Below are 13,193 nucleotides of genomic sequence, written 5' to 3'. Positions count from 1 at the left end.
ACCGATTGTAACGGAGACGGCCATGGCCCCCGCACCGACACTTGATTCCGCAAAGCCCGCGGTGATCCGTCTGCATCCGCATGACAATGTTATCATCGCCTTGCAAGACCTGTCAGCAGGCACGCTGCTGCCCCAGATCGGCGCGCCGCTTTTGCAGGCGGTTCCGCGCGGCCACAAGATCGCCTGCGCGCCGATTGTGCAGGGCGCTCAGGTGATCCGCTATGGACAGATCATCGGTGTGGCCACGCTGCCGGTCGCGGCGGGGGATCATGTGCATGTGCACAATCTGGGCATGGGCGCGCATGATCAGGATTATGCGTTTTCATCCGATCTGCGGCCCTTGCCCGCCATAGACGGCCCCCGGTATTTCATGGGCTATCCGCGCGATGACGGGCAGGTGGGCACGCGCAACTATCTGGGCATCCTCACTTCGGTGAACTGTTCAGGATCAGTGGCGCGGTTCATTGCCGAGGCGGTGGAACGGCAGGGATGGCTGGCGGATTTTCCGCATGTCGATGGCGTGGTGCCCATCGTGCACGGGTCAGGCTGCGGCATGTCGGGCAAGGACGAGGGCTATGCCACGCTGTTCCGCACCTTGCAGGGCTATGCGCGCAACCCCAACTTTGGCGGGATTTTGCTGGTGGGGCTGGGGTGTGAGGTGATGCAGATCCCCGATCTGATCGGCACGGGGCGCATGCGGGGCGACGGCAATTTCCGCTATATGACGATCCAGCAGACCGGCGGCACCCGCAAGACCATAGAGCGTGGCGTGGCGGTTTTGCGCGAAATGGCCGAGGTGGCCAACCGGGTGCAGCGCCAGCCTGCGGGGTTGCAGCATCTGATGATCGGCATGCAATGCGGCGGGTCAGACGGCTATTCCGGCATCACGGCCAACCCGGCGCTGGGGGCGGCATCCGACCTGCTGGTGGCACATGGTGGCACGACGATCCTGTCGGAAACCTCTGAAATCTATGGGGCCGAGCATCTGCTGACCCGCCGCGCGGTGACGCCCGAAGTGGGTGCCAAGATCGTCGAGCGGATCCGGTGGTGGGAGGATTACACCGCAAGAAACGGCGGCGAGATGGACAACAACCCTTCGCCCGGCAACAAGAAAGGCGGGCTGACCACGATCCTTGAAAAATCGCTGGGTGCGGTGGCCAAGGGCGGCACGGCCCCGCTGACACAGGTGTATAAATTCGCCGAACCGATTACCGAACGCGGGTTCGTGTTCATGGACAGCCCGGGGTATGACCCCTGTTCCGTCACCGGGCAAATCGCCTCGGGGGCCAATCTGATTGCCTTTACCACCGGGCGGGGTTCGGTTTCGGGCTACAAACCCACGCCCTGCATCAAGCTGGCAACCAACTCGGAAATGTATGGCCGCATGTCCGAGGATATGGACGTGAACTGTGGTGACATCATCGACGGGGTGACGATCGAGGCCAAGGCGCGCGAGATTTTTGAGTTGTTCATCCGCGTGGCCTCGGGAGAGCAGACGAAATCCGAGGAACTGGGCTTTGGCGGGGCCGAATTCGTGCCCTGGCAGATGGGCGCGGTGATGTAGCGCAAGAGGGTTCGCAACGGCCGCTCGTCAGCCCCGCCGGGCGTTCCGCGTTGCGGCAAAGCGACGATGCCCGGCAGGGCTGATAAGCGGCTGATCCCGCAAGGCCCTATCGGCCCGCCACATGGGCGGCGGCGGCATTGCTGCCTTTCTGGCAGGCCGATTGCAGCGTTTCACCCTGCGCCAACGCCGCCGCCAGCGTGCCGGTGAACATGTCGCCAGCGCCATGGGTGCTTTGCACGGCGACTGGCGTCGCGGGGATGGTGAATGCCTCGTCCAGCGCCGACCAGGCTGCCAGCCCTGCGCCGCCTGCTGTCACCACCACTGCGCTGAACCGGGCTGCCAGCGTTTCGGCGGCCGTGGCGGCACTGTCCAGATCGGTGACGGGCGCGGTGCCCATCATCTCGGCCTCCACCGCGTTCACCACCAGCACATCAACCAATGCGGCAAAATCGGCCCCCAGCGCCCGGGCGGGTGCAGCGTTCAGCACCACAGTCACGCCGCGCGCCCGTGCGGCCCGCGCCGCCGCAAGGTTCAGCACCTCGGGCACCTCGTTTTGCAACAGCAGCACCGTCACATCCTGCCACAGCGCATCCCCGGTCAAAGGCGCGTGATCCACCGCCAGATTGGCCCCGGACACGATGATGGCCGCGTAGTCACCCGAAGGCTCGCTGATCGCCACGCTGATGCCTGTGCCCAAGCCCGCAACCACCTGCACGCAATCCTGCACCCCGCCCGCCTGCAACCCCGCGCGCATGAAGGCCCCGAACCCGTCATCCCCCACCGCGCCCAGCATGCGACACGCACCGCCGCGCGCCGCTGCCACCGCCTGATTGCCGCCCTTGCCGCCGAATTTGGCGAACCAGCCGGTGCCCACCATGGTTTCATCGCGGCGCGGCAGGCTGGGGGCGGCAACCATGATGTCATGGTGCAGGCTGCCGCAGACAAGGACGGTAGGCATCGGCATGTCCCTATGGTTTGCGTTTGGAGGCGACGGCGCGCATCGTGCGCTCCATGTTCGCCTCGGCGGCCTTGCGGTCGCGCTGCGCAGTTGCCACGAACAGCGCATCAAGGATGTTCAGCTGCGCGATGCGGGCCGTGGCATTTTCACCCAGAAGGGGCGAGTTCTGTGCGGTGGAACACAGCACCAGATCGGCGATCCGTGCGGTGGGGCTGTCGTCGTAGTTCGTCACCGCGATGGTGCGCGCGCCATTCTTGCGGGCCAGCTCCAACGGTTCCAGCACCGCGGTGGTCTTGCCGGAATGCGAAAACACCACCGCCACATCCTCGGGGCCCAGCAGCGCCGCCGACATCATCATCATATGGGCATCGTCGAACACCGACACCCGCAGCCCGATGCGCAGGAATTTATGCGCCACGTCGCGGGCGATCTGGGCCGACCCGCCCACGCCATAGAAATCGCGCTGCTTGGCCCGGTGCAGGTAATCGGCGGCACGCTCGAACGCCTCAAGATCCAGAATGGCAAAGGTTTCCTCCAGCGCCTGCATCGAGGTGCGGAACACTTTCTGGATGATCTGGCCAGCCGTATCCTGTGGCGAAATCTCGGAATAAAGCCCCGCCGTGTCGGAACGGTAATAGTCCATCAGCCCCTGCCGGAATTCGCGGAACCCCGCGAAGCCCAGCTTTTTCGCCACCTTCACCACCATCGCATCCGACACGCCCGACCCCACGGCCACATCGCGCAGCGACATGCTGGCGTCGATATCTTTCTGCGCCAGGATATGCTCGGCCACCTTGGCCTCCAGTGGCGTCAAGGTGGGCAGGCGCATGCGGACCTGTGCGGCGACGGTGCGGGGGTCGTTCATTCAGTGCCCTTCTTTGCCAGCGGTGGCCCGGTCGATCAGCATCGCCACGATGATGATGATACCCGTCGCCAGCAACTGATAGAAAGCCTGAACATTCATCAGCGTCAGACCGTTGCGCAACGCCCCCAGAATGATGCAGCCGACCAGCGTGCCGATGATGCTGCCCCGCCCGCCCATCAGGCTGGCCCCCCCGATGGCGGCGGCGGCAATCGCATCCAGTTCCCACAGGTTGCCCATGGTGGGTTCGGCTGCCCCCAGACGGCCCAACAGGATCAGCGCCGCCACCGCTGCCAACGCGCCGGAAATCATGTAGGCGGCCAGTTTTGTCAGCGTTACCGGGACCCCCGATATGCGCGCAGCCTCGGCATTGCCGCCCACGGCCATCAGATATTCACCCAGGGGTGTCTTGTTCAGCACCACCCAGGCCAGCAGCGCCAGCACCGCCACCACCACAACCGGGTTCGGCACGCCCAGCAACGTGCCGTTGGTCAGCGCGCGGAACCCGTCGGGCAGGCCGAATATCGGCGTGCCCCCGGTGAATATCAGCGCCAGCGCGCGGTAGAGCGACAGCCCGCCCAGTGTGACGATGAAGGGCTGCAACCCGCCAAGGGTTATCAGCACGCCGTTCATCAGCCCGCACAGCATGCCCACCCCCAGCGCCGCCAGCACCGCCACGGCAATCGGCGCACCGCCCACCATCAGCGCCGCCCCGACCACCGCAGACAGCGCCGCCACCGGCCCCACCGACAGGTCGATGCCGCCCGAGATGATGACCAGCGTCATCCCCAGCGCGATGCAGGCGTTGATCGAGGATTGTTGCAGGATGTTCAGCAGGTTGGGCGCGGTCAGAAACACCGGCGTCAGCACGGCAAACACGCCCCCGATCAGCAGAAGGCCCAGCAGGGTGCCCGCATCGCGCAGCCGCAGGTGACGGAAGGGGGATTTTGTCATGGTATCCTCAGGGCCGTGTGGCGGGAATGGCGTGGCGGGCGATGTTCGCCTCGGTGATCTCGGGGCCGGGCAGGGTGGCGGCGATGCGCCCCTCGCGCATCACCAACACGCGGTCAGACAGGCGGATCACCTCGGGCAGTTCCGACGACACCACGATGATGCCATGCCCCTCGGATGCCAGCCGTTCGATCAGGGCATAGATCTCGGCCTTGGCCCCCACGTCGATGCCGCGTGTGGGTTCGTCAAACAGCAATATCTGCGCACGGGCCGCGATCCAGCGCCCGATGATGGCCTTTTGCTGATTGCCGCCGCTGAACGTGCCGATGGCGCGGCGCACCGCCAGCGGGCGCAACTGCATGTCGCCCATCACCGTCTCGGCGGTGCGGTTCAGATGCGCCGCCCGCGTGATGCCAAGGCGCGAAAACAGCCGCATCGAGGGCAGCGCCATGTTCACCGCCACCGGGCGGTGCCGGATGATGCCCTCGCGCTTGCGTTCTTCGGGCACCAGACCCAGACCGGCGCTGATCCGCGCCCGCACGCCCTGCGGCACCACACGCCCGGCGATTTCCACCGTGCCCGCCTCGGCCCGGTCCACCCCGGCGATCAGGCGCATCAGTTCGGTCCGGCCCGAGCCGACCAGCCCCGCCACGCCCAGAACCTCGCCCCGGTGCAGGGTGAAACCGGCATCCTGCACATGCCGCCCGCGCGTCAGGCCCTGCACCCGCATCATCACCTGACCGGTGGCAAAGCTGCGGTGGCTGGCCTGCGCCAGTTCGCGGCCCACCATCATCTCGATCACCTGCGGGGGGCTTACATCGGCGATGTCCACCTGCCCCACCCGCCGCCCGTCGCGCAGCACCGTGGCGCGCTGGCACAGGCGAAACACCTCATCCATCTTGTGCGAGACATAGATCACCGACACCCCCTGCGCGGTCAGCGCCGCGATCACCTGCACCAGCCGTTCAAACTCGGTGGGGGTCAGGCTTGATGTGGGTTCATCCATCGCGATGATCCGCGCATTGCCCAGCAGCGCCTTGCCGATCTCGACTATCTGGCGCTGCGCCACCCGCAGCCGGCCCACGGGGGCGGCAGGGTCAATGCCCGGGTCAAGCTGCGCCAGAACGGCCCGCGCGCGGGCCTCTTGCGTGCCCCGATCCACGATTAGGCCGCCCAATCGGCGCAGGGGGCGGCCCAGATACATGTTCTGCGCCACGGTCAGTTCGGGCACCTGCTGCAATTCCTGATGAATCATGGCAATGCCCGCTGCCCGCGCGCCCTGCGGCGAGGCGATGGTCACGGGCGCGCCATCCACCGCGATGCTGCCGCCATCGGCGCGGATCACGCCTGACAGGATGTTGAGCATGGTCGATTTGCCTGCGCCATTCTCGCCCAGCAGGCCATGCACCTCACCCTTGGCCACGGTCAGATCGACCCCGTGCAACACCTGCACAGGGCCGTAGGATTTGGTGATGCCGGTCAGGGTCAGGCGCGCCATGTGCATTCCGTTCAAAAAGGCCCGCCCCGGCAAGGGACGGGCCACAGGGGCTATTGAGCCAGCAGCGCCGCGCGCAAAGCCGCCATGTCGGATGTGGCAAAGGTTTCCACATTGTCCGCCGTCACCAGCGCCTGCGGCGTGGCCACGACGCGCGGCAGATCCTGCCCCGCCAGCAGGCGCAGCGCGACCTCCAGCGCCACTTCGCCGGTCAGCACCGGAAAGCTGTCAACCGTGCCTGTCAGATCGCCCGCGCGGATCGCGGCATAGGCATCGGAAATGCCGTCGGTGCCAAAGACAGCCACCTGTTCGGCCTTGCCCGCCGCCTTCACCGCCTCGACCACACCCAAAGCCATGCCGTCATTGTTGGCATAAAAACCGATCAGGTCGGGGTGCTGTTGCAGGATGGTCGCCGCGGCGTTGAAGGCCAGTTCCCGGCTCCAGTCGGCGGGGACCGAGGCCACAACCTCGAAATTGCCCGCGGCCGTGATGGTTTCTGTAAAGCCCGCCGTGCGCTGGCCTGCCGCGTAAACGCCCGGCTGGCCCTCGATCACCGCCACCTTGCCGCCATCGGGCCGGTTGTCGATGAACCATTGCGCCACGTTCACGCCGTTGCCCTTTTGCACATTGCCGACATAGTTCTTGGCGCTGGGGATCACCGCATCATTCACGTTCAGTATCGGCACGCCCGCCGCTTCGGCCTTTTCCACCGCCGGGATCAGGTTGGCGTCGGTCTGGGGCGAGAACAGCAGCACGGCAAACCCTTGGGTTATCAGGTTTTCCGCGATGGAAAGCTGGCCCAGCTGGTCGCCTTCGGATTGCGCGGCCTGATAGACGAATTCCAGCCCCTCGGCCTTGGCGACATTGGCATAGCCCTCGCCCAGCGACCGCCAGTATTCGTTGGTCAGGGTTTTCGACACGCCGCCCACCTTGGTGCCCGCGGGGGTTTCGGGCATCGGGCCGAACCTGGCCTCCAGCTCTGACCAGTCCATACGGTCGGGTTCGGCGTCGGAATTCAGGGGTGTCAGGTCTTGCGCCTGGGCGATGCCAAGGGACAGCGCAAAGGCGCTGCCCAGAAGGCAGGTCTTGAGAATGTGTTTCATAGGTTCCTCCCGTTTCAACACAGTATTTTTGTATGATGTGAAGTAAGCGGGTCAGCCCCCCGCCATCGTCTCCTGCACGATGTCTTGCGCGGCCACGGCATCCTGCCGTGCCTGCGCCTCGCCCAGCCGGTTGTCACCCTCCATCCGCGCCACCTGGGCCAGCATGCGGCGCACGGTGCGGATGTTCACCTCGCATTCGCGCACCGGGTCGAGGCCCGATGCGTCGGGGAAGGTGTCAAAGTAGATCGCGCCGTCCCAGCCCGCCCGCGCCACCTGCCGCAAGAGTTCCAGCGTGGCCTGGCCATGCACCGCGCCCACCATCAACCCGTCGTCACGCTTGGCATAGCCGTCGTTCAGATGCAGGCCCAGAAGCTGCGAGCGGCGCAGGATCATCGCGGCGGCATTGGCGGGCTGTTCATCGGCGTAAAGCGAATGCGCGAAATCTAGCGTCACGCCCAGGTTGGCCGCCCCCACATCGGCAATCGCCAACAGCGTGGTGGCGGCATCGGGCAGAAGGCTGTAAGCCCTTGGTTCATTGGGCTTGTATTCAATGCTGATCTGGCAGTCGGGGTCATGCGCGGCCACTTCGGCGATGCCGGCCACCTCATCATCCCACAAGGCCTGATAGTCGCATTGAAAGGCATAGTCGAAGCCATCCTGCCCCAGCCACAGTGTCATCAGATTTGTGCCAAGGCTGCGCGCCGCGTCGATGCCGCGTTTGGTCAGGTCAATCGCCTCGCGGCGCACGGCCCGGTCGGGGTTGGTAAAGGCCCCCAGCTTGAATGCGGGGTTGGAGTAATAGCGCATGGCCAGCCCGTTCACGATCAGCCCTGTGCCGGAAATGATCGCCGCCGTTTCCGCCAGATTGCCGCCAGCGTGGTCGGGAAAGTTCAGGTCAACCTCTGTCAGCCCTTTCGCCGTGGCGGCGCGTTCCACCAGATGCCGCAGCGTCGGCTTGCCCGCCAGATCAGGCCAATAGACCTGCGCCCCCGAGGCAAAGGAGTTGAGACGGGTGGCGAATCTTTGTCCAAGCATCATGTTCTCCCTGATTCACAGAAAACTATAAATTTGTGAAGTTTACAAGCGGTTTCCTTTTGGCAGGCGGCGCGGCCTGCGATCGTCGCACGCTGAACGCAACAGGGTGGCACAAGCGATACACAGCGCATGCACAGGTGATGCATATCCGCATGCCGATGCCGTGGATGTCACGCGGTGGCAAAGCCCGCATTCACCGGGCGCATCTGCTGGTAAAGCTGCTGCCAGCGCGTGAAGCGCGCATTGGCCAGCGCCTGCCGGGCGGGGTCTGGCAAAAACCGCCGCTCGGGCTGCACCAGTGCCCGCGCGGCCTGCGCCAGATCGGGCATAGCGCCACAGCCCACGCCCGCCATCACGGCCGCCCCCACCGCCCCCGGATCTCGCCCCTGCATGCGCAGCAACGGTTTGCCCAGCGCATCGGCCCGCATCTGGCACCAGAGATCGGAGCCCGCGCCACCGCCGCCCAGCCGCACCTCGGGCGGCACCATGGCGCCCGACCGCTCCAGCGCCTCCAGCGCCAGCCGGGCGGAAAAGGCCACACCCTCCAGCACAGCCGTCACCAAGGCACCTGCGCCATGCGCGCCGGTCAGCCCGGCAAAGGCCCCGCGCGCCGTGGCATCCCACAGGGGCGCGCGTTCGCCTTGCAGATGCGGCAGGAACAGCGGGCTGTCGGCGGTCACAGGCCGGGCCAGCGCCAGTGCCGCCTCGACCGGCAGGCCCAGCAGGCGCGCCACCCAGCCCAGCGATGCCCCCCCCGCCTGAGTGGGGGCGGCATGCAGCGTGATTGCGGCCCAATCGGGAAAGGTGATGACGCCCGGTTCGCCATTGCGGTGGGGGGATACCAGACCCAGCACCTCGCTGGTCCCGCTCAGATACATCGCCTGCCCGGGTTCGGCGACGCCCAGACCCAAGAGGCTGGCCCAGGCGTCCATCGTGCCCGGCACCACCGGCACCCCGGCAAAGGGCCCAGCGGCCATGGTGCCGCCGATGCCCAGCGGGTCGGCGAGGGGGGCCAGCCGCGCCGCAGCCCCGGGCACCAGTGCGATCAGGCCAGCCGCATAGGCCAGATCCGGCCCCACCAGCCCCACCGAGGCCAAAGGGTCGGCCAGCACAGCACCGGTCAGCCGCGCCAGCACCCAATCCTTTGGCGCCATCACATGCGCGGTCTGCGCCCACAGGTCAGGCTCTGCCCCCGCCAGCCAGACCATCCGCGCCAATGCGTGACTGGCATCGACGGGGATCGGCGCGCCCAGCCATGCCAGCTTTTGTGCCGCCGTCACAAGCGCATCGACCGCCGCCCCGGCGGCTGCCGCGCGCTGATCCTGCCAGGTGATCGCGGGCCGCAGCGGGGTGAAACCTGCATCGGCAAAGACATGGGTGTTGACCTGGCTGGTCAGCCCGATGGCCAGCACCTGTGCGCCGTCAAACTGCGCCAGCGCCGCCTCGGCCAGCCGCAGCCAATCGGCGGGGTCTTGCTCGGCCAGCCCGGGGCCGGGGTGTTGTGTGGGGTAGGGTGCCGAAAATTCGCCCCGCCGCTGCCCGTCCAGCCCCAGCAGCACCGCCTTGACCGAGGTGGTGCCGATGTCGATCCCGATCAGGCTGTCACCCTGCATTGCACCCTCGCCTATTCTCTGGACGGCGGAACACTGGCCTGCCAAGCTGCCCCCCGCAAGCAAAATGAAATCTGGCGGGAGGCCACAGAATGCTTCGTTCCCTCATGACTTCGGCAGCCCTTTTCGCCTCGGCGCTCGCGGCGCAGGCGCAGGAAAAAGTGGCGGTGATCACCCCCTATCTGGCCCAGCCCGGCACGCAGTTTTATGTCGAGGCGTTTCAGGCCCGCGCCACAGAACTGGGGTGGGAGGTGAATGTGATCGACACGGCGGGCGACGTGGCGGCGGTAATCAGCCGCATCGAGGATGTGGTGACGCAGGGGGTGGATGCCATCGTGATCAACGTCGATCCGGCGCAGGTGGGCGCAGGGCTGGCGGCGGCCGATGCGGCAGGCATTCCAGTGGTGGGCATGGATGCGGGCACCGACGCGCTGCTGGCGGCCAATGTCACGTCGAACGGCTATGCGATGGCTGCGGAGACGGCGGTTTATGTGGCCAACCGGATGGGCGGGGCGGGGAATGTGGTGATGTTCACCTTTGATCCGTTTCCCCCGGTGCAGGCGCGCGGCGTGATCGCCGATGCGGTCTTTGCCAACTTTCCCGACATAAACGTGCTGGACCGCATCACCCCGGCGGTGGATGACGGCGGCATCGCCGACAGCCGGGCCAAGATGGAGGCGCTTCTGGCCGCCAACCCCGAACCCGGCAGCATCAAGGCGGTCTGGGCCGCGTGGGATCAGCCGGCGCTGGGCGCATTGCAGGCCATCGAGGCGGCGGGGCGGCAGGGTGAGGGTATCGTGATCACCGGCATCGACGCCAACCCGCAGGCGCGTGTGGCGATTGCGGCGGGCGGCAGTTTCGAGGCCTCTGTGGCGCAGGATTTCGCGGGCATCGGGCGCACGACTGCCGATACCGTGGCGCGCGTTCTGGCGGGTGAGGAGTTGCGGGCGAATGTGATCTATGTGCCGACGGTGCTGATTACCGGGGCGAATGTGGCGACGGCAAAGTAAGGGCTATGCCGCTGCGGTCAGTCAGGCCAGCGGCGGCAGATCCACCACGCCCTTTTTCAGGATGAAACAGCCATAAGGCCCTGAATCGGCGGTGCGGATGATGCAGAAGCTGCGTTTGGCGGTCTCGTAGAACGCAAAACGCTCCACCGCCAGCATCGTGACAGCGCGGCCCTCGGCGGCATCGCATACCGCCTGCATCGCCGCAAAGACCGGCATCTGCGCCCCGGGGTTGCCCACCACCTGCATCCGCGTGACGGGGGCGGGCACGAATGTATCCAGCGGCATCAGGGTCAGGATGGCGCGGGCGGCGGTGGGAATGTCGCAGCCCGGCATCGCGATCAGGCGGCCATGGGTGGTTTCTTTGGCAATGGTCGCGGCAGGGTGGTTCACGTCGCAGATCACCAGATCGTCGCCGTGCCCCATCAGCATCAGGGCGTGAACGATGTCGGCTGACAGCCGTTGGTCGATGCCTTTCAGCATGGCGGGCGATCTTTCTGCGAAAGATCATGGCGCATCCCTGATTTTTCGCAGGAAAATCGTGGCGTCACTTCACCGCCCCCGCCGCCATGCCCTTGATGATATACCGCTCCAGCACCACGCCGATCACGATCAGCGGCAGGATGGCGGCAAAGCTCAAGGCTGCCATGGACCACCAGCTTATGCCCTGCGATCCGGTCTGGCTGGCCACCATCACCGGCAGGGTGTTGGCATGGGTCGAGGTCAGCAGCGCCGCAAAGAAATACTCGTTCCACGTCAGCACCAGCGACAGGATGAAGGCCGCCACCATGCCCGGCAGGGCAATCGGCATGACGATGGTGGCAAAGGCCCCCCAGATCGACAGGCCGTCCACCATCGCCGCCTCTTCCAACTCGGTCGGGATGCCCGCGAACTGATCGCGCATGATCCAGATCACAATGGGCAGCACCGTTAAAGTATACAGCAGTATCAGCCCGATGCGGGTATCCAGCAGGGCCAGCGATTTATACAGAACCAGAAACGGCAGGGCCAGCACCACCGGCGGCAGGATCAACTGGCTGAGGAAGAAAAACGATATGTCGCTGTTGCGCATATAGCCGAATTTGTAGGAAAACCGCGACAGGCCATAGGCGGCCAAAGACCCCAGCACCACCGCCAGCGCCGAGGATGACACCGAGGTGATGACCGAGTTCAGGAACCGCTTCATGAATTCGTCCCGCACCGTCGATTCCGCCCCGATCGTGTCGGGTGACAGGCCAAGCGACTTCCACCCCAGCCATTTCGGCGTGTAATCCCACCATGGCACCATGTGGCCCTTCATCACGTCGGGCGCCATCTTGAAGCTGGTGGTGATGGTCCAGTAGATCGGGAACAGGCAGATCACCGTCCACAGGATCAGCGCGCCATAGATCGCCACGCGGCCGGTGAACCATTTGGCGCGATGCGCAAGATCACTTTCGCTGTCGCGGAAAATCTGGGTCATCAGTATTTCGGCCTCATCCAGCGGTCCACCAGTTTCATGAACAGGGTGATCGCCAGGATGATGATCACCAGATAAACCATTGCCAGCAAGGTGCCGTAGCCCACGTTCGACCTGTCCCGGTATTCGCGGAAGATGAAGCTGGTGACGCTGTCTGTGGCCCCGCCCGGCCCGCCCGCCGTCACGTTGATGATGATGTCGGCCAGCTTCAGCTTGAAGATGATGCGGATCAGGATCACGGTGATGGTGACGGGCAGCATCAGGGGAAAGGTGACTTCCCAGAACCCGCGCCAGCCGTTTGCGCCATCAACCTTAGCGGCTTCCTGCACTTCCTTCGGGATGGCCTGAAGCCCGGCAAGGATCATGATCATCATGAAGGGGATGAACGTCCAGGCATCCATCAGCATGATGGTCAGTTTCGCCATCCACGGGCTGCCGAAAAATGATGGTTCCGCCCAGCCGAGTTCGCGGGCAAGGCGGGCGAGGGGGCCAAAGCGGATTTCCATCATCGACTTGCCGACCATCCAGCTTACCGCGACGGGCGACAGCATCAGCGGCAAAAGGAACGCCACGCGGAAGAATTTCCGCGCCCGTATCTGGCTGTTCAGCATCAGGGCAAGGCCAAATGCGATGGCATATTCCACAATGATCGCAAGCGTATACCAGACCATGTTGCGCAGCGCGTTCCAATAGAACGGGTCGCCCCACATCTGGATCAGGTTATCGACCCCGTTGAACTTGCGGCCCGTGGGGGACGACAGGTTCCAGTCGGAAAAGGCGATGACGAGCCCGAAGAGCAGCGGGAATACCACCATGGAGATGACGAACAGCGCGGCGGGCAGCACGAACAGCACGCGCTTGCCCTGCTCGCCCCGCACCAGCACCTGACCCCAGCAAAAGCAGATGGCCCAAAGCACATAGGCGTAAAGCGTCGGCCGCCATGTGGTGAGGCCGACGTCGATCTGCCCGGTGGCATGCAGGGTTTGCAGCAGCGCCACCAGCGCCAGCACCCCCGCCGACCCCCAGATCACCGCACGGCCAAACGCCACCCGCCGGGGCGAGAGGTTGTCGTTGGTCACGGTATGCAGGAGATCGCCGGTGTCAGCCACGGGTCAGCCTTTGCAGAAATGGGCGGCGGGTTGGCCCCGC

At 65.4% G+C, this 13,193-nt stretch carries 12 protein-coding genes; 2 read left to right on the top strand and 10 right to left on the bottom strand.

What is annotated here, in order from left to right; translation table 11 throughout:
- The first annotated feature begins 22 nt into the window (after positions 1-22).
- Positions 23-1,564 (top strand): UxaA family hydrolase, encoded by a 1,542-nt coding sequence (locus GEU84_RS12855; protein ID WP_152826685.1) that lies wholly within the window; start codon positions 23-25, stop codon positions 1,562-1,564.
- A 106-nt stretch (positions 1,565-1,670) separates the two neighbouring features.
- On the opposite strand, the gene GEU84_RS12850 is transcribed toward GEU84_RS12855, so the two are convergent.
- The 7 genes from GEU84_RS12850 to GEU84_RS12820 all read right to left on the bottom strand — a co-directional run bounded on the left by GEU84_RS12850 (position 1,671) and on the right by GEU84_RS12820 (position 9,581).
- On the bottom strand, positions 1,671-2,522 hold the full coding sequence (locus tag GEU84_RS12850; protein ID WP_152826682.1) for a PfkB family carbohydrate kinase: 852 nt from the start codon (positions 2,520-2,522) through the stop codon (positions 1,671-1,673).
- A gap of 10 nt (positions 2,523-2,532) precedes the next feature.
- Positions 2,533-3,387, bottom strand: a complete 855-nt coding sequence (locus GEU84_RS12845) for a MurR/RpiR family transcriptional regulator (RefSeq protein WP_152826680.1) — start codon at positions 3,385-3,387, stop codon at positions 2,533-2,535.
- Positions 3,388-4,338: an ABC transporter permease gene (locus GEU84_RS12840; RefSeq protein ID WP_152826678.1), complete on the bottom strand. Its 951-nt coding sequence runs from the start codon at positions 4,336-4,338 to the stop codon at positions 3,388-3,390.
- Positions 4,339-4,345: 7 nt separating this feature from the next.
- Positions 4,346-5,833, bottom strand: a complete 1,488-nt coding sequence (locus tag GEU84_RS12835) for a sugar ABC transporter ATP-binding protein (RefSeq protein ID WP_217438568.1) — start codon at positions 5,831-5,833, stop codon at positions 4,346-4,348.
- Positions 5,834-5,883: 50 nt separating this feature from the next.
- The gene (locus GEU84_RS12830; protein ID WP_152826674.1) at positions 5,884-6,933 is read right to left on the bottom strand and encodes a sugar ABC transporter substrate-binding protein; all 1,050 of its coding nucleotides are present in this window, start codon (positions 6,931-6,933) and stop codon (positions 5,884-5,886) included.
- A 51-nt stretch (positions 6,934-6,984) separates the two neighbouring features.
- On the bottom strand, positions 6,985-7,968 hold the full coding sequence (locus GEU84_RS12825) for a sugar phosphate isomerase/epimerase family protein (protein WP_152826672.1): 984 nt from the start codon (positions 7,966-7,968) through the stop codon (positions 6,985-6,987).
- A gap of 170 nt (positions 7,969-8,138) precedes the next feature.
- On the bottom strand, positions 8,139-9,581 hold the full coding sequence (locus GEU84_RS12820) for a xylulokinase (RefSeq protein WP_152826670.1): 1,443 nt from the start codon (positions 9,579-9,581) through the stop codon (positions 8,139-8,141).
- A gap of 89 nt (positions 9,582-9,670) precedes the next feature.
- On the opposite strand from GEU84_RS12820, the gene GEU84_RS12815 reads away from it, so the two are divergent.
- Positions 9,671-10,588, top strand: a complete 918-nt coding sequence (locus GEU84_RS12815) for a substrate-binding domain-containing protein (RefSeq protein WP_152826669.1) — start codon at positions 9,671-9,673, stop codon at positions 10,586-10,588.
- Between the two features lie 21 nt (positions 10,589-10,609).
- Here the strand turns inward: GEU84_RS12815 and GEU84_RS12810 are convergent, their stop codons facing one another.
- The 3 genes from GEU84_RS12810 to GEU84_RS12800 form a co-directional block, all read right to left on the bottom strand.
- Positions 10,610-11,068 (bottom strand): RbsD/FucU family protein, encoded by a 459-nt coding sequence (locus GEU84_RS12810; protein WP_152826668.1) that lies wholly within the window; start codon positions 11,066-11,068, stop codon positions 10,610-10,612.
- Between the two features lie 64 nt (positions 11,069-11,132).
- Positions 11,133-12,047 (bottom strand): carbohydrate ABC transporter permease, encoded by a 915-nt coding sequence (locus tag GEU84_RS12805; RefSeq protein WP_152826667.1) that lies wholly within the window; start codon positions 12,045-12,047, stop codon positions 11,133-11,135.
- The gene (locus GEU84_RS12800; protein WP_174539848.1) at positions 12,047-13,153 is read right to left on the bottom strand and encodes an ABC transporter permease subunit; all 1,107 of its coding nucleotides are present in this window, start codon (positions 13,151-13,153) and stop codon (positions 12,047-12,049) included. The genes GEU84_RS12805 and GEU84_RS12800 overlap by 1 nt, the downstream gene beginning before the upstream one ends.
- Positions 13,154-13,193 lie beyond the last annotated feature (40 nt).

The sequence above is a fragment of the Fertoeibacter niger genome, assembly GCF_009380135.2.
Classification (GTDB): Bacteria; Pseudomonadota; Alphaproteobacteria; order Rhodobacterales; family Rhodobacteraceae; genus Fertoeibacter; species Fertoeibacter niger.
The sequence above is the reverse complement of the archived record's forward strand: the minus strand, read 5'-3'. Positions and strand labels throughout refer to the sequence as shown.